The sequence below is a fragment of the Paenibacillus campinasensis genome (genome assembly GCF_002272015.1).
In the GTDB taxonomy this organism is placed as follows: domain Bacteria; phylum Bacillota; class Bacilli; order Paenibacillales; family Paenibacillaceae; genus Paenibacillus_AQ; species Paenibacillus_AQ campinasensis.
On record NZ_NPBY01000021.1, the window covers coordinates 150832 to 166675 of the forward strand.

The 15844-nt window shown below is 52.2% G+C and carries 16 protein-coding genes; 10 read left to right on the forward strand and 6 right to left on the reverse strand.

Annotated features, from left to right (window positions below; translation table 11 throughout):
* Positions 1-183: 183 nt before the first annotated feature.
* The 5 genes from CHH67_RS06840 to CHH67_RS06860 all read left to right on the forward strand — a co-directional run bounded on the left by CHH67_RS06840 (position 184) and on the right by CHH67_RS06860 (position 4219).
* Positions 184-1056: a carbohydrate ABC transporter permease gene (locus CHH67_RS06840; protein WP_095264330.1), complete on the forward strand. Its 873-nt coding sequence runs from the start codon at positions 184-186 to the stop codon at positions 1054-1056.
* Positions 1056-1892, forward strand: coding sequence for a carbohydrate ABC transporter permease (locus tag CHH67_RS06845; RefSeq protein ID WP_095264331.1), 837 nt, complete (start codon positions 1056-1058; stop codon positions 1890-1892). Before CHH67_RS06840 ends, CHH67_RS06845 begins: the two co-directional genes overlap by 1 nt.
* A 366-nt stretch (positions 1893-2258) precedes the next feature.
* Complete coding sequence (gene trxA / locus CHH67_RS06850) at positions 2259-2570, forward strand: thioredoxin (protein ID WP_095264332.1); 312 nt, start codon at positions 2259-2261, stop codon at positions 2568-2570.
* A 74-nt stretch (positions 2571-2644) separates the two neighbouring features.
* Positions 2645-3016: a MerR family transcriptional regulator gene (locus CHH67_RS06855; RefSeq protein WP_095264333.1), complete on the forward strand. Its 372-nt coding sequence runs from the start codon at positions 2645-2647 to the stop codon at positions 3014-3016.
* Positions 3017-3043: 27 nt separating this feature from the next.
* Complete coding sequence (locus CHH67_RS06860; protein ID WP_244908114.1) at positions 3044-4219, forward strand: SGNH/GDSL hydrolase family protein; 1176 nt, start codon at positions 3044-3046, stop codon at positions 4217-4219.
* 115 nt (positions 4220-4334) lie between these two features.
* Here the strand turns inward: CHH67_RS06860 and pruA are convergent, their stop codons facing one another.
* Complete coding sequence (gene pruA, locus CHH67_RS06865; RefSeq protein WP_095264334.1) at positions 4335-5882, reverse strand: L-glutamate gamma-semialdehyde dehydrogenase; 1548 nt, start codon at positions 5880-5882, stop codon at positions 4335-4337.
* Positions 5883-6036: 154 nt separating this feature from the next.
* On the opposite strand from pruA, the gene CHH67_RS06870 reads away from it, so the two are divergent.
* Entirely contained in the window at positions 6037-6957 is a 921-nt protein-coding gene (locus CHH67_RS06870; RefSeq protein WP_095264335.1) for a proline dehydrogenase family protein, read from the forward strand.
* A 173-nt stretch (positions 6958-7130) separates the two neighbouring features.
* On the opposite strand, the gene udk is transcribed toward CHH67_RS06870, so the two are convergent.
* Together udk and CHH67_RS06880 are read right to left on the reverse strand one after the other, a co-directional pair.
* Positions 7131-7766, reverse strand: coding sequence for a uridine kinase (udk, locus tag CHH67_RS06875; protein WP_095264336.1), 636 nt, complete (start codon positions 7764-7766; stop codon positions 7131-7133).
* Between the two features lie 278 nt (positions 7767-8044).
* Positions 8045-8356, reverse strand: a complete 312-nt coding sequence (locus CHH67_RS06880) for a YbjQ family protein (protein WP_095264337.1) — start codon at positions 8354-8356, stop codon at positions 8045-8047.
* A gap of 285 nt (positions 8357-8641) precedes the next feature.
* Between CHH67_RS06880 and sstT the strand changes: the two genes are divergently transcribed.
* Positions 8642-9871, forward strand: a complete 1230-nt coding sequence (gene sstT, locus CHH67_RS06885; protein WP_095264338.1) for a serine/threonine transporter SstT — start codon at positions 8642-8644, stop codon at positions 9869-9871.
* Between the two features lie 103 nt (positions 9872-9974).
* On the opposite strand, the gene CHH67_RS06890 is transcribed toward sstT, so the two are convergent.
* Positions 9975-10910: a ketopantoate reductase family protein gene (locus tag CHH67_RS06890; RefSeq protein WP_095264339.1), complete on the reverse strand. Its 936-nt coding sequence runs from the start codon at positions 10908-10910 to the stop codon at positions 9975-9977.
* Between the two features lie 170 nt (positions 10911-11080).
* Here CHH67_RS06890 and CHH67_RS06895 point away from each other — a divergent pair, with 170 nt between their 5' ends.
* A complete protein-coding gene (locus CHH67_RS06895; protein ID WP_095264340.1) occupies positions 11081-11671 on the forward strand; it encodes a TetR/AcrR family transcriptional regulator in 591 nt (196 codons plus the stop codon).
* 310 nt (positions 11672-11981) lie between these two features.
* Here the strand turns inward: CHH67_RS06895 and CHH67_RS06900 are convergent, their stop codons facing one another.
* Positions 11982-12710 (reverse strand): type II toxin-antitoxin system prevent-host-death family antitoxin, encoded by a 729-nt coding sequence (locus CHH67_RS06900; protein WP_095264341.1) that lies wholly within the window; start codon positions 12708-12710, stop codon positions 11982-11984.
* 387 nt (positions 12711-13097) lie between these two features.
* On the opposite strand from CHH67_RS06900, the gene CHH67_RS06905 reads away from it, so the two are divergent.
* A complete protein-coding gene (locus CHH67_RS06905) occupies positions 13098-13655 on the forward strand; it encodes an RNA polymerase sigma factor (RefSeq protein WP_176475543.1) in 558 nt (185 codons plus the stop codon).
* Complete coding sequence (locus CHH67_RS06910; RefSeq protein ID WP_095264343.1) at positions 13648-14382, forward strand: hypothetical protein; 735 nt, start codon at positions 13648-13650, stop codon at positions 14380-14382. The genes CHH67_RS06905 and CHH67_RS06910 overlap by 8 nt, the downstream gene beginning before the upstream one ends.
* A gap of 300 nt (positions 14383-14682) precedes the next feature.
* Here CHH67_RS06910 and CHH67_RS06915 read toward each other — a convergent pair whose 3' ends face one another.
* Positions 14683-15834 (reverse strand): epoxide hydrolase family protein, encoded by a 1152-nt coding sequence (locus CHH67_RS06915; RefSeq protein ID WP_095264344.1) that lies wholly within the window; start codon positions 15832-15834, stop codon positions 14683-14685.
* Positions 15835-15844: the final 10 nt, after the last annotated feature.

The following is a 15844-nucleotide window of genomic DNA, read 5'->3' on the forward strand; positions in this document are numbered from 1 at the left end:
GTGGAGCGTTAGGCTTTTGCTTTTTTTTCTAAGTCTGAAACACACAAATCAGAGCTTTTTAAATGCAATCAAGGTTTGATGCCCTTGTTCTTGTAAGGGAAGGATAGGGGAACTGCTCCTTGGTCCGAAACTCGAGGCTTGATTGTATTTAAAACGAACTTAGCGAGAAGGAAGGTATGGGTTATGCATAGAAAAGACAAAGCTTGGTTCGCCCTATTTACAGTACCGCTACTGTTTATTTTTTCAACCGTGGTCATTATACCGTTCATTATCGGTATTATATATTCCTTCGTGAATTGGGATGGCATCCCGGCGAATCCGAAGGTATTTGTTGGCCTGGATAACTACGTCCAGCTGTTTCAAGATACACGGTTTTTGATGTCGGCATGGCATACGGTACAGTTTACGCTGCTGGCTTTGATATTGGTGAACGTGCTCGGGCTGGCTTTTGCCCTTCTGGTGACGACGAAGCTTCGGAGCCGCAATGCCGCGCGCACGATGTTCTTCATGCCGAACCTGATCGGCGGTCTGATTCTCGGTTACATCTGGCAGTTTATTTTTACAGATGCGTTCAGAAATATGGGTGAAATGACAGGCTGGGGAGGCATCTTCTTCAACTGGCTGCTGCATCCGCAGTTTGCGCTGTATGCGCTCGTCGTTGTTTTTGCTTGGCAGCTTGCCGGTTATACGATGATTATCTACATTGCCGGTATTCAAGGGATTCCGGATGAATTGATGGAGGCCGCCAAGGTGGATGGCGCGAACATGGGTCAGCGCTTGCGGAAGATCGTATTCCCGCTCTTGATGCCTTCCTTTACGATCTGTTTGTTCCTGACGCTGTCCGGAGCATTCAAAATTTACGATGTGAACCTGTCCTTGACCAAGGGCGGACCGAACAATGCGACCGAGATGTTTGCGATGAACATCTTTAATGAAATTTTTGCTTACGGAAACTACGGACTCGGTCAGGCTAAAGCGATTATCTTCTTCCTGATTGTAGCCGGACTGACATTAACCCAAGTGATCGTGACGAAGAGAAGAGAGGTGCAGATGTAATGAAGAAAACAGGCAAGTGGGCACTTGATATTCTGCTGTTACTCTTTTCGCTGGTATTCTTGTCCCCGATCTTCATTATGGTAATCAACTCGTTCAAGAACCGCGCGGAGCTGTATGAGAACGTACTGGCGCTGCCATCGTCCTTCAGCTTTGAGTATTACCGGTCGGCGATGGAGAGAATGAACTTCTTCACGGCGCTTGGCAACTCGCTGTACGTCACGATTACCTCGGTTATTATCGTGATCATCCTGGCCTCCATGACCGCATGGATGCTCGTCAGAACAGACAACAAGCTGAGCAAGATCATCTTCTTCACTTTCGTGGCAACGATGCTCATTCCGTTCCAGACGCTGATGATGCCGCTGATGCAGGTGATGGACTGGATTCGCAGCACGCTGCACATTCCGATGCTGAATACGCATGAAGGTCTGATCTACATGAACGTCGGATTCTCATCCAGTATGGCGGTGTTCCTGTACCATGGATTTATCAAGTCCGTGCCGGTCGCGCTGGAAGAGGCGGCAACGCTCGATGGCTGCTCCAAGTTCGGCGTGTTCTGGCGAATCGTGTTCCCATTGTTGAAAAACATCACGGTGACCGTAGCTATCCTGAACGTGATCGCATTGTGGAACGACTACCTGCTGCCGTCCCTGACCTTGTCCGACGTCGGACTGCGGACGATTCCGCTCTCCACGTTCTACTTCTTCGGACAGTTCACGATTGTGTGGAACCAAGCGATGGCGGGATTGACGCTGACGATTATCCCGGTTGTCATCTTCTACATGTTCGCTCAAAAGTACATCATCAAAGGGATCGCCGCGGGTGCGGTGAAGTAATCCGGATGGTGTGGTGGGCAGTCAACATGCTATGCAGCCTGCTCCTTCTTGATGAAGGGGCAGGCTTTTTTATTATGGGGTGTCGGTTGTCTGGAACGGTATTCCTATTTTTTTCTTTTTCATGAATATCCCTTTTACTCAGGAAGTTGAGGGACGAGGGAGGGGCGATGGGAAGAGTATGTGAAATGCCGAAGTTGCTGTTTCTGTGCCACCTGACCGAAGGGGATAACGGTGCAAAGCGTCCGGTAAGCAAGCAACCGGTAAGCATAGAATGCACTTGACCCTGACACCGATGTCAGGTGTTATAGTGGGATCACCGTCATGGATAGGCATGACAGAAAAAAAGATAAGGCGGGTGTACTAACAATGGCTATTGTGAATGTTACTGATGCGAGCTTTGACCGTGAAATAGAGAAAGGAACCGTGCTTGTAGACTTTTGGGCGACATGGTGTCCTCCTTGCAAGTTGATTGCCCCGATATTAGACGAACTGGATCAGGAGATGCCCGATCTGAAAATCGTGAAAGTGGACGTCGATGACAATCCGGAAACAGCAAGCCGCTTCGGCGTCATGAGCATCCCGACACTCATCGTGTTTAAGAATGGCGAGGCGGTAGATAAAGTGGTGGGCTTCCGCCCCAAAGAGGCGCTGAAGGGGCTTTTATCGAAGCAGATGTGACGAAAATGGAACACAATGTTGCCGGTTTGATCTACAATGAGAGTTAGGCCAGACATCCACAGGAGGTGATCGGTATGAAAATCGGCGAATTATCCCGTAAGACGGGTGTGAGCATTCGTTCCCTGCGTTATTATGAGCAGCAGAAGCTCATCACGCCCGTACGCCTGGATAACGGGTATCGAGAGTACAGTCCGTTTGCCGTCGAGCAGGTGAAGACGATTCGTCTATATCTGGGCCTTGGCTTCACTACCGAGCAAATTGCCGGTTTTCTCCACTGCGTCCTCCAGAACAAGGAATCGTTCTGTCGCGAGATCCTTCCGATGTACAAATTGAAAATTGCCGAGCTGAATGAGCAGATTCAGCTGTTGACGATGATTAAATCGAATCTGGAAGAGCGGGTGCATTCGATTCTGGAGGAAAACGGGGGACTGGCGGGACAGCACTAACATTTATCCTAAGGTTGAAGGTGAGACATGGTGAGAGGTAACTACGCATCGATAAGTGCAGTTTCAACGGCAACGAACTATATTTTGGTGGAGGAAGACACAAGCACCCGGACCTATCGCACTTATATCAAACCGCGTGAATCGGGGCCCCTTGAGCTGAGGCTGTGGCACAGCAATGCTGTCGATTCCACATGGGATGTCGGCGCGGTCGCCAAAGGGAGTATGCCGGGCGGTTCCTGGCGCATTGAAGCAGCCTATGTCGCGGATGGCGGCACAGACCGCAATGGGCAGGTTGTACCAGGGACCAGCGTTCAGGTTATGTTCGGCGGGCAGCCGGACAAGGAGGTCGCGCCAAGCGAGACATTCTGGAGTGACCCGGTGCAGATCGAACTGTCCGAGGGGCATGATCTGGCCTTTACTTGGACCATTACAACATCTTCTTCGGGTGCATCGGTGCCATACAATACCGAAGGACTGCTCGTATCAGCGTATGAGGCTGAGGGGAATCAGGCAAAGGACGGGCCTCACGATAAGTTCATCCCGGCGGCGAATCGCTTGGTCATGCCTGCCTTTATAGGATATGCCAAGCCGCAGGCCGAGCCGGTGAAGCAGCGGATCGTCTTCCTGGGGGACTCCATTACCCAGGGTGTCAGAACGGCTAAGGATGGCTATACGTATTGGGTGGCCCGCATCGCGGATGGCCTTGGGCCCGATTACAGCGTATGGAATCTTGGTTCCGGCTGGGCCAGAGCGTATGATGCCTCGGCTGACGGCCCCTGGCTCGCGAAGGCGGCTGAGGGGGATATTGTGGCTGTGGCGCTCGGGGTGAACGACATCGATATTGGAGCCAGAAGCTCCGAAGAGCTTCTGGGTGATTTAACCGCAATTGTTAAGCGGTTGAAGCAGAAGAAGAGGGATGCCGGGTCGGCAGTCCAGGTCATTCTCTTCACCGTGCCTCCGTTCAATTTTACCGGGGATCGGGAAAAGGTATGGCGCACCGTCAATGAGGTGATTCGGACCCGTCCTCCTGAAGGGGTGGATGCGGTGTTTGATTTCGCTGAACTGCTGTCCTGCCCGGCCCCGGATGAACACCGGATTGAGCCGAAGTATATGAGTAATGCGGATGATCCGCACCCGAGCGGCCTCGCTGGCGCAGTGGTGGCGGAAGCGTTCCTGAAATGGTTCGCAGCTGCTTATCAGTGAGCGAAGCGGGAAGTCACAGTCGGAGTTGCCGCTGCCGCTGAAGTTAGCCGCTGTGGTTTCAGCTTCAGCTTCAGCTGCAGCCGCAGATACAGAAGCAGGTAGGCAGGCCGGGAAGCTAGAACCGCTCCGATACGAGCTTCGCCTGCGTGAACAGCAGCAGATAATCCCGGCCTCCGGCCTTGGAATCCGTTCCGGACATGTTGAAGCCGCCGAACGGATGAACGCCTACGAGCGCTCCGGTACATTTACGATTGAAATAAAGGTTGCCGACATGGAACTGCTTCCTGGCCAGCTCCAGATGTGCACGGTTGTTGGAGAAGACAGCGCCGGTCAGACCGTAATCGGTCTGATTGGCCATGGCCAGGGCTTCTTCGAATGAGCCGGCCTTCGTAAAGGCGACAACCGGGCCGAATATTTCCTCCTGCGATATGCGGGCCGCGCGGTCCACATCGGCGAATATGGTCGGTTGAATGAAATACCCCTCCGGGTCCCCCGGAAATCCCCCCAGCACCAGCTTGCCTTCCTGTTTTCCAATCTCCACATATTCCAAGATTTTGCGATACGCCGATTCATCGATAACAGGCCCCACCTGCACTTTGGCATAGGCGGGATTGCCTACGACGAGCTTTTTGGATCGTTCCACGACCTTTTGCAATACTGACGCATAGACCTGTTCATGCACGATCGCTCTTGAGCAGGCCGAGCATTTCTGTCCGGAGAAGCCGAACGCGGAGGCGGTAATCGCGTCTGCGGCGAGTTCAAGATCGGCGTGCTCATCGACAATAATGGCGTCCTTGCCGCCCATTTCCGCAATAACGCGCTTGATCCATTGTTGCCCCGGCTGGATCTTGGCTGCGCGCTCCTGGATGCGGAGCCCGACATCACGGGAGCCGGTGAAGCTGATGAACCGCGTCAGCGGGTGATCCACCAGGAAATCGCCGATCTCGTGCCCTGGCCCCGGCACATAGTTGACTACGCCCGGCGGCAGGCTGACCTCTTCCAGCAGCTCGACGAATTTGGCGGCGATGACCGGTGTGGCGCTGGCCGGCTTCAGCACGACCGTGTTGCCGGACACGAGGGCGGCCGATGTCATGCCTGCCATAATGGCGAGCGGGAAGTTCCAGGGCGGAATTACAATTCCGACTCCGAGCGGGATGTAGTAGAGATGATTCTCCTCCTCGTCATGCGGTATCAACGGCTGAGGGTCGCTGAGACGCTGCATCTCCCGAGCATAAAATTCCATGAAATCAATCGCCTCTGCCGTATCGGCATCCGCCTCAGCCCGCGTCTTCCCGGCTTCGAGTGTCAGCAAGGCGGAGAATTCGAATTTGCGCCGACGCATTAGGGCAGCAGCCTTGTACAAGTACCGGGCCCTTTCGTTCGGATCGGTATTCTTCCAGGATTCGAAAGCAAGCGCCGCTGCTTGAACCGCCTGCTCTGCCAATGCAGTGTCCGCCTGGGACACCGTGCCGATGACCTGCCTTTTGCGGGCTGGGTTAACCGAGCTGTGGGAGCGTTCTGTACGGATTTTGGCTCCGCCGATCACGAGCGGATAATGCTGCCCCAGGTTCGCCTCGGCTTGAGCCAGTGCGCTATCGTACTGCTGGTTGACGGAATCGTCGCTGAAATCGAGAAACGGTTCATTGTGATAAGCTGATCGCATAAGGAGGCCTCCTTGATAAGAGTTACTCTATGTTGATATGTATGTCTTCTTGCATGACGACATGATTTTTGCATATGTGTTAAGGGGGAGGTTTTTACACCCGTGAAGGAAGTAAGGGGCTTCTTTTCTTACCTTGCAAAGGAGGAGCTTGGCCATGGACGGTACCGAGTTTTACCGCAAAATTGTGCTGACGGTGTCCGGGAACAGGGTTGTAAAATGGTTGTCCATTAAATATGGGAAGAAGCTGGCGAGAAGATTTATTGCCGGCGATACGCTGGATGAGGCGCTGGATGAAATCGAGCGGCTGAACGAGAAGGGGATTATGGTCACGCTGGACCACCTCGGCGAAGGGATCACGAGTCTGGATGAGGCGGCGGTCTACCGGGAAGAGTATTTGCGGCTGATTGAAGGCATCGCCAGCAGAAAGGTCAAGTCGAATGTGTCGCTGAAGCCGACCCAGATGGGACTTGGGCTGGACCCGAAGGCGGCTTACGAGAACATAAAAGCCGTTGTGCAGAAAGCGAAGCAGCATCGCAATTTTGTCCGTATCGATATGGAGGACTCGCCGTATACCCAGGCTACAATAGACATGACGCTTCGGCTCCATGCCGAAGGGCTGACGAATGTCGGGACGGTCATGCAGGCCTATCTGCACCGGACGGAGGAGGATGTGAAAGCGCTTATGAAGGCCGGGGTCAACTTGCGTCTGGTGAAGGGGGCATATAAGGAGCCGAACTCGATTGCGTATCAGAAGAAAGATGAGGTTATCGAAAATTACAAAAGGATCATCCGGCTTCACCTGGACCAAGGCGTGTACACGGCCATTGCTTCCCATGATGATAAGATCATCGACTGGGTCAAGGTGTTTGCGAAGCAGCAGCGCATTGATAAACAGGCTTTTGAATTCCAGATGCTGTACGGATTGCGCATGAATGATCAGGCTGCGCTTGCCAAAGATGGCTACCGGGTGCGCTGCTATCTGCCTTATGGTACGATGTGGTACCCGTACTTTACACGCAGGCTGGCGGAGAAGCCGGCCAATCTGATGATGGTGCTGAAGAATATGTTTAAATGATTGTCTGGAGCAGATATGCGGATATACCCTCACAGAATGATCAACCGGCAGACAACAATAAACCCCCTCCCGTTCGGCTCAGTCTTCACAAGGTCTGAAGCGAATCGGGAAGAGGTTGCAGTTAAGCGGAAGCGTCACGGCGGATGCTCGCTTGGTATGGCTTTCGCTCCGGCTTATTCGCCGGAGAGGGAATGATCCCCCGTTATATATTTTTCTGTCAGAATGGACAGCAGCTGAATGCCGACTTCATTCTCCCCGCCTTCCGGGATAATCAGGTCGGCGTATTTCTTGGAAGGCTCGATGAAGGCTTCGTGCATCGGTTTCACCGTAGACAAGTACTGCTGGTGAATGGACTGGATCGTCCGCCCGCGCTCCTCGATGTCCCGTACCACCCGGCGCAGAATGCGCACATCCGGGTCGGTGTCCACAAACACTTTGATGTTCAGCAGCTTCCGGAGATTCTCGTCGGACAACACAAACAGCCCTTCGATGATGACGATGTGATTCGGTCTCAGCTCCACGGTTCTGTCCGGGAACCGGGAGTGCGTGGTGAAATCATAGACGGGGGCTTGCGCGGTCTGGCCGGCTTTCAGTTGTTGCAGATGCTCGATCAGCAGCTCCGTATCGAACGCGAACGGGTGATCATAGTTGATGGTCTCCCTTTCGGTCAAGCTGAGATGCTGGTGATCCTTGTAATAATTGTCCTGTGAAATGAACGTTACTTTATCTGATCCGAGTCGGTCAATGACGGAGCGGGCTACTGTCGTTTTCCCTGATCCGGTGCCGCCGGCGATACCAATGATGAGCATGGCGAATCCATTACCCTCCCTAAACATTACAATTCCATTATTGTAGCATAGCTTGCTCTTATTTTCACTATAGGGGATAGGGCAAAAGCTGGGAGTTGATCTGGAAAGTGCGGAAGTGAAGATTGAGTAAGCATCATTCGCCTGAGAACAGCTCATATTGGCACGTGTTGGCGTGTGCGGAGCGACCACATATGAAGGTCACATGTGGTCGACCGGCCGCCGTCATGCAGCCTAACACCGCACGCTCGGGCTGCACGCAGTGCGAATGCGATCCAGGATTACACTACGACAGCGGTTCCGCTGACGGCGACCATCAGCATTCCTTCCCGGATGACTTCGTAGTCGATGTCCACGCCGATGATCGCGTTGGCTCCAAGACGCACCGCTTGCTCCTCCATCTCGGCAAGTGCGGCATCTCGGGCTTCGCTCAGCTTGTTCTCATAAGCGCCGGAGCGCCCGCCGACAATATCGGTAATGGACGCCAGGAAGTCCCGCACCACATTGGCGCCCATAATGACTTCCCCGGTCACAACACCGATGTATCTTCGAGCCGGATAACCTTCAATGGTGGATGTCGTCGTAATAATCATAGCAATTTTCCTTCTTTCATATCGATTTGTTATTGCCTGAAGATCGGTACAACTGTGCTAAAGCAGAAAGCTTCGGTATTGTCTTCTATTACGCTGATGCAGCAAGAGGGGTTCCACGAATTTATGGGACTGTTCTGTCGGCAATAGTTATAGTAGAATTTATTTTAAGAATACATAATATTCCAGTCTCACACAACAGACCCTTTACATGATAAACTAACGCTATAGCTCATTACAGCGTCGAAACGGTGCTTAGTGATATTATTGTGGATCCGGAGGAATACGATGAAAGAACTCATGCTTAAGTGGAACCGAATCAGTCTTGTAAAAAGGATTCTGGCAGGAATTATTGTAGGGGTGGTGCTGGCCCTGATCGTTCCGGGTGCGACAGGCTTCAGTCTGTTCGGCACGCTATTCGTATCGGCGCTCAAAGCCGTTGCTCCTGTCCTGGTCCTGTTCCTGGTCATGTCGGCGATCTCGAACCATCAGAAGGGCCGCAAGACCAATATGAAGTCCATTCTTGTGCTGTATGGGATCAGCACGTTTCTTGCAGGACTCGTGGCGGTGATTGCCAGCTTTATTTTTCCCGCGAGACTATCGCTGGTTACAAGTTCAACAGACCTTACCCCGCCCGAAGGGATCGTGCAGGTGCTCGAGACGCTGTTGTTTAACATCGTGGATAACCCGGTCAGCGCATTGATGAATGCGAATTACATCGGTATTCTCGCATGGGCCATTCTGCTTGGCATCGCTTTGCGAAATGCGAAGGAAGGCACGAAAAGCCTGATCTCCAGCGGGGCAGATGCGGTGTCCCAAATTGTGAAATGGGTGATCCAATTTGCGCCGTTCGGGATTATGGGACTTGTGTTTGATTCCATTACGACCAATGGGCTTGCCAGTTTGCTGGACTATGGCCGGCTGCTGCTCGTGCTGATCGGATGCATGCTGTTCGTGGCGCTGGTTATGAACCCGCTGATCGTCTATGTGAAGCTGCGTGAGAATCCGTACCCGCTGGTGCTGACTTGTCTGAAGGAAAGCGGCATTACGGCGTTCTTCACCCGCAGCTCGGCGGCGAACATACCGATTAACATGCGTTTGTGCGAAAAGTTAAAGCTGAATCCGGATACGTACTCCGTATCGGTCCCGCTCGGCGCTACCATCAACATGTCGGGAGCGGCCGTGACGATCTCGGTGCTGACCCTGGCGGCGGTGCATACGCTCGGGATCGAAGTGGACTTCGGCACGGCGCTTATTCTCAGTGTAGTATCGGCAGTATCCGCCGTGGGCGCTTCCGGCGTAGCCGGTGGTTCGCTGCTGATTATTCCGCTTGCGTGCAGCCTGTTCGGCATTTCCAATGATGTGGCGATGCAGGTGGTCGGGGTAGGCTTTATCATCGGCGTACTGCAGGATTCTTTCGAGACGGCGCTGAACTCCTCATCGGATGTGCTGTTTACCGCAACAGCGGAGCGCGCGAAGCAGCGCAAGGAAGGCAATCAACCGCTGGTGAATGCCTAAGCCATTTCGTCCCTGCAGCAAGCTGCACCTAACATCCGCTGCGTTCTGCTTGCCGCAGACAGCTAAAGAGGCTGTTCCATAAGGAACAGCCTCTTTTTAATACTTACACAGCCCCTGTCTTGTCCTTTAGCAGCTGCTGAAGCTGGTCCCAAGCGGGTGTCGGAATGCTTGCTTCGTTTTTCCAATCGTTGAACACACGGGTGAGCGCCTCGATCTCACTGAAATTTCCGTCGATCATTCGGCTCACTGACAACCGATGATAGATCTTTAGCAGCACAAGCATCATGGATTTGCGGTTGCGTATGAATTGGGCTTGTTTGGCTGGAACAAGGGGATAGCCTAGCGTCTCCAGCACTTGAAATCCTTCATCTACTGCTTCGATGGCGAGGCGCAGCAGCTTGGTGTCGCGAGCGACCTTATTCATCTGCCCACCATGAATGCGGGTGGCGATATTGAGCCCTAGTATCGGGATGATGTGGTTCTTAAGCCAAGCGTCCATCTGATCGTGATAGGTTAGCTTGTACTTTGTCTTGGCAAAAGCCTGGTCAAGCACGGCCTTAAAAGGAATATCCCCATTCAATCCGCCAATCACCATCTCCCCGGCGCCGAAGCGGACAGCGACCATTCGATCTTTCTCGCGTCGGCCGCCGCTTACTTGGAATCCGAAGGCGATATGCTTGGACGTGTCGCTATGGGTTTGAAGGTATTCCTCCATCTGATGTGCATCTGTATTATTACCCACCAGTATGATATTGCGGCTGCGGTTCTTTGCCAGAATCGGCAGAATTGCCGGGAAATCGGTATATTTCATCACGACAAAAATGAGGTCATAGCTATCATGATCTGCCAGCGATTCAATCACATGCGTTCGATCCACCGTTGTCTTCCGCTGTATATGATGTCGGATGACGAGCCCATCCTGCTTCAGTTCTTCAGCTCGTTTCCCCCTCGCCAGCATGGTGACGTCATTGCCGCCCCGCACCAGCACATGCGCCAGATAACTGCCTAGTACGCCCGCTCCATAAATCAATATTCTCATTTGTTCTCCTCGCTCTCTCTAAATAAACATCTGTTGAAAAATTAACTTTTGTTGATTTACAATTACAGTAGCATCAGCGCAAACGGCGGATCAATCGCTAAAATTGTTGATTTTGTTCAATTTTCAACATATTGGGGTCATCGTGTCTAAGAAAAGGAGCTGAGGTTCATATGGATCGACGTATTGCCAAAACGAGACAGTCCATTTTTGAAGCTTTTATCGAGCTGATGGGGGAGAAGAGTTTTGAGAAAATAACGATTAACGAAATCGCGGAGCGCGCGAATGTAAACCGGGGAACCGTGTATCTTCATTTTACCGATAAGTACAATCTGCTGGATCAGTGCATAGAAACATACCTGCACTTGCTTGAGGAAAGCTGTATGCCTGACGGGGCGTTGAACAGGGTTCCTTCCAAAAAGCTGCTGCTTAGCACATTTGAATTTCTAGAGCAGAATGCTACGATTTACTCTGTGCTGATCTCGGGCCAAGGCGTGCCCGTGTTCCGCAACCGGATGATGGAGATGACCAAACAAGGGGTCGAGCAATACATCAAGGAATCCGATCTCAACCCTGGTGTTAACGAGGAGGTCATGGTGCAGTTTCTGAGCGTAGGAATTACCGGTTTGCTAGAGTGGTGGATGGTCCATTCCATGCCTTGCAAGCCGGAAGAAATGGTGGATCAGGTGCTTCTGCTGCTGGCAAGCCTGGAACGGGGTTTGACTGTACAGGGGAGTCACTTATTCATTAACAGGAATTCATGACAGTATTGAAACTGAAGCCTGGGGTATGACAAGGATCAGCCGAAGACGAATCCACCTGAGATGATTGTGTGGAACAAGCTTAGCCGCCTTCCAGCTGGATCGTGGTGTGCTAGGATGTTGGGGGTGGACACCGGGGTGGACACCAGGTTCGTTGGGGGGCGGCTGTTCGCAGGTTGCAAGGTACAAGGTGCAAGCTGTAAGTTTTATGTTGCACCCCCCGCAGGCTGTTAACTTGCCAACCGTAACCTGCAAGTTTGTAACGGTAAGCTGAGCTGGAGTATTTAGTAGTAAGCTGTCCGCATCATACCCCTCACGCGAATAGGTCTTGGATTGAAACTTGCAAACCCGGATACAGTTGGGATTCCGCATAAGGGTCACGGCCTTGAGCGTAATAGCTCACATCGGAGATATCGCCGTCTGACAAGGAATACACAATGACTTGAGCTTTAATCGGGTCAACAACCCAATACTCCATAACGCCGCATTGCCGATACAGATCAAGCTTCGGGATCATGTCCCTGCTGCGCGTGGAAGGAGACAGCACTTCGATGGTCAGGTCTGGTGTACCCTTGTATTTACCCTTCTCATCGATTTGATCTTTATCACAGATGACAACCAGATCCGGCTGCACAACACAGATATTGTCCTCCTCCTTCTTCAAAGTAATATCGAATGGAGAAGTTAGAGGTGTGCAGGATTTACCCTTAAACCAGTTGTAAAATGTGCCAAGCAGTACAAGTACCGCATGCTGGTGCTTGTACGAAAGGGAGGCCAAGTTGTATACGACGCCGTCGATCAGCTCGTACCGCTGTTCTGACGCTTCCGTCAGTTCCAGGAATTCCTCGTAGGTGACTCTGTCGTTCTTGTCAGCTGAATACTTCACAGCTCCCTCCCTTAGGACAAGTTCATCCGTTTCGGTATAAGCTGTCAATCGCGCCACATCTCTGCCGTTCCTCGTCACGATGATTTCCTCATTAGCTTCTGCAAACTTTAGATACTTTCCGAAATTGTTTTGCATATCGGTTGAAGGCACTCGCATAACATCCACCTCAATTTAGCTAACTTTATTTCATTCTAGCTAATTTAAACGTGGGTATCAATGAAAAATAGGCAGATATACTATAATTAAGATGAAAACAATGATTCCATAAGGGCATATTAGCTAATATTTGTTCTGGATTTCACAAACTATGCAGAGATATCGGTAAAATGTACCGCTGGGTAGTCTTACGGCATCTTAGGGATGCTGGGCTTGCCTCATCTGCGGATTTATTGATTTGGCTTTTTTACTGGTCCATGTTCATTCTAGCTTTTTGGTTGACGCGTTTTTAATACAACGTTTTTCAGTTCAACTTATATTGTTCGGGAACTTTCCCCCTCTATGCGGAGTCTGTTTAGGTAAAGGGAGGAGAGCGGCTTGAAGGAGATGGAGTTTCAGCGTGGCGGGGAATTGAGTTTGTCGGATATCCGGACGCTGATGCAAGCTTACGGCGAGGACGTCTGGAATTATGCTTATGCGATCACCCGAAATACACATACGGCGGATGACGTAGCGCAGGATGTGTTTATTAAAGCCTATCAACGTTACGGCTCCTTTCGCGGGGAGGCTTCGGTCAAGACCTGGCTGCTCACAATTACACGCAACACCGCCTTTTCCTATCTCAAGCGGGCGTTTCTGCGCAGAGTGGTGCTGCTTGGGGAGCGGACGCCGAACGAAGGAGAGGCTGGCTCGTCAGGAATGCCGTCGTCCCCATCGGCGGAGTCCGAATACTTGGAGCGGGAGGCGGTGGATGAATTATGGCAGCAGGTTCTGAAGCTGCCTGCCAAATTTCGCGATCCGCTGGTGCTGAGTGTGTACCACCAGCTGTCCATGGATGAAATAGCCGCCATAACGGGTCTTTCATCAGGGACGGTGAAGTCCCGAATCTACAGGGCCAAGCAGAAGGCGGCCGCTGATTGGAGAGGAGCGAATAAGGATGCATGAATGGAAGCCGGAATGGGATAAGAGGTTAGGTCAACCTCCTTTTAAGGAACGGCGGTTTGGGATAGAGATGATGGAACGGGTGGAGGAACGGATCCGGACTGCAGAACGGAGCCGATTGCGGAGCAGATGGAGCCGGACGGCTGCGTTTGTCCTACCTGCCATGCTGGTGCTGCTTGGTGTGGGGATCTGGTTCGGGAGCCATGCCGCATATGTTACCGCTCCGGATCCTCCTGGCCCTGGCCCGGTTCATCAGGGGGGAGGAACGATTCAGACTGGCATCCAGCCCGGAGACGGTGGTAATTACGACTGGTGGGGCTCCCCGGAGAATGAGACCAGGGAGGGCAGCGACCGCACTATCGTAACCTTGGCAGCCGCGCTTATGAAACGGGAGATTGGCATCTGGGGCGGCCCGTCGCCGGAGATTTGGGCGGCTCCTGACGTTAAACAACCGCTTGAGCGCTATGATGTGTCCAGCCCTTGGGTGTACGAGGTGTACGTGGACGAGGTTAACTCCATCAAGGACAACATCGAGATGGACAATCCAGATACGGGGAGCACCGTCTACGAGCTTCGTCTGATGCTGCGGGACTCGATTCCGATGGTCTATGAAGAGGCGATTGAGGTCACGGTGTCTAATGATACCCGGATGATCACTTGGATTGAGCTGATGACTACTGATGACATGGGAACGCCGCTTGATGAGTTCGAGGAACGGGATTCACGATGATCTGCGTTAGCCTGGTATATTACGGGCTGGCGAAAGCTTGGCGCGGATCAGATAACAGTTGAAGTGAGCGAAGTGGTGAAGGGGCACGGCAACTATCAACTTAAACGTTAGAATAATCTCACCTATCATATGCACACCAAAGTACGGGACACTGAACCCGGTGTTTTGGCTCGCAATGGAGATCGGACGTGTGTGGTCAGGGAGACACGAACCCAATCCAGAAGAGGCTAACCGGACCGGTTAGCCTCTTCTTTATGGCCGACTTTTCTTCTCTCGAAACCATCGCGCGTTCCCTGCATGTTATGTCGTTCGATAAGGTCTGAAGAATGCCCGGATATCCTCCGCAAAAAGCTCCGGCTCTTCCAAAGCGGTAAAATGCCCGCCCCGTGGCAGCTTAGTCCAGCGGGTAATATTCAGGTTGCGTTTGGCCCATTCCTCAGGGGGCAGTAAGACATCAGCCTGGAATAGGGCAAGGCCTGTCGGAACCTCGATACGGCTCAGTGGCGGCAGAGAATGCGTATTCTCATAATACATATGTGCTGCCGAACCAATCGTGTTTGTGACCCAATACATCATAATATGGGTGATAAGCTCGTCCTTGCTGAATTTCTGTTCAAGATCGCCGTTGCAATCGCTCCATGACCGGAACTTCTCGAGGAGCCACCCTGCTACACCAGCCGGCGAGTCGGAAAGTCCATACGCCAGCGTCTGGGGGCGCGTTGATTGAATGGACATATAGCCGCCCTCTTGTGCGATCCATGCCGAAGCGTTGTCCCTGTAATGAAGCTCTTCTTCTGAGAGCTGGGTCAGATCCGTGGCAGCCAGAAGATCACGAATAATCCCGATATCGGTTAAATGGATGCCGTATAACACTTCGGGATAGTTGGCGGCCAAATATCGGGTCACCCCGGAGCCCATATCTCCGCCCGCGGCGGCAAATTTAGAGTAGCCTAACTGCTCGGTCATGAGTGCAGCCCACATCTCGGCAACGCGTGAATTGTTGACGCCAGGATATTCAGGATGACTGGAGAACCCGAATCCGGGCAATGAAGGGACGATGACGTCAAAGGCATCCTCGGGGTCACCGCCGTAGCTGGCTGGATCGGTCAGCAGCGGGATGACTTTGTGATACCGAAGATAACTGTCGGGCCATCCGTGGGTAAGAATGAGGGGGAGAGGGTTAGGCCCTTTGCCGCGTTCAAGTACATAATGCACATCCATCCCGTCCATATGGCAGATAAACTGGGACATGCTGTTCAGCTCAGATTCGTGTTTTCGCCAATCATAATGATTTTTCCAGTACGTAACGAGCGATTTCAGGTAGCTTAATTCCGTGCCTCGTTCCCAGCCTGAGTTGTCCAATGTGTCCGGCCAGCGGGTATGATGCAGTCTGTATTTCAGATCATCCAGAACCTCATCGGCGATGTGAATATGAAATCGTTCAATAGCCATCTTGAGCACC

Bases quoted from the DNA above. Each gene is read 5' to 3' on its own strand.
- pruA (WP_095264334.1), bottom strand. From the start codon at position 5,882: ATGCGATCAGCTTATCACAATGAACCGTTTCTCGATTTCAGCGACGAT.
- sstT (WP_095264338.1), top strand. From the start codon at position 8,642: ATGAAAGAACTCATGCTTAAGTGGAACCGAATCAGTCTTGTAAAAAGG.
- CHH67_RS06890 (WP_095264339.1), bottom strand. From the start codon at position 10,910: ATGAGAATATTGATTTATGGAGCGGGCGTACTAGGCAGTTATCTGGCG.
- CHH67_RS06905 (WP_176475543.1), top strand. From the start codon at position 13,098: ATGGAGTTTCAGCGTGGCGGGGAATTGAGTTTGTCGGATATCCGGACG.
- CHH67_RS06910 (WP_095264343.1), top strand. From the start codon at position 13,648: ATGCATGAATGGAAGCCGGAATGGGATAAGAGGTTAGGTCAACCTCCT.
- CHH67_RS06860 (WP_244908114.1), top strand. From the start codon at position 3,044: ATGGTGAGAGGTAACTACGCATCGATAAGTGCAGTTTCAACGGCAACG.
- CHH67_RS06870 (WP_095264335.1), top strand. From the start codon at position 6,037: ATGGACGGTACCGAGTTTTACCGCAAAATTGTGCTGACGGTGTCCGGG.
- trxA (WP_095264332.1), top strand. From the start codon at position 2,259: ATGGCTATTGTGAATGTTACTGATGCGAGCTTTGACCGTGAAATAGAG.
- CHH67_RS06845 (WP_095264331.1), top strand. From the start codon at position 1,056: ATGAAGAAAACAGGCAAGTGGGCACTTGATATTCTGCTGTTACTCTTT.
- CHH67_RS06880 (WP_095264337.1), bottom strand. From the start codon at position 8,356: ATGATTATTACGACGACATCCACCATTGAAGGTTATCCGGCTCGAAGA.
- CHH67_RS06855 (WP_095264333.1), top strand. From the start codon at position 2,645: ATGAAAATCGGCGAATTATCCCGTAAGACGGGTGTGAGCATTCGTTCC.
- CHH67_RS06915 (WP_095264344.1), bottom strand. From the start codon at position 15,834: ATGGCTATTGAACGATTTCATATTCACATCGCCGATGAGGTTCTGGAT.
- CHH67_RS06900 (WP_095264341.1), bottom strand. From the start codon at position 12,710: ATGCGAGTGCCTTCAACCGATATGCAAAACAATTTCGGAAAGTATCTA.
- CHH67_RS06895 (WP_095264340.1), top strand. From the start codon at position 11,081: ATGGATCGACGTATTGCCAAAACGAGACAGTCCATTTTTGAAGCTTTT.
- CHH67_RS06840 (WP_095264330.1), top strand. From the start codon at position 184: ATGCATAGAAAAGACAAAGCTTGGTTCGCCCTATTTACAGTACCGCTA.
- udk (WP_095264336.1), bottom strand. From the start codon at position 7,766: ATGCTCATCATTGGTATCGCCGGCGGCACCGGATCAGGGAAAACGACA.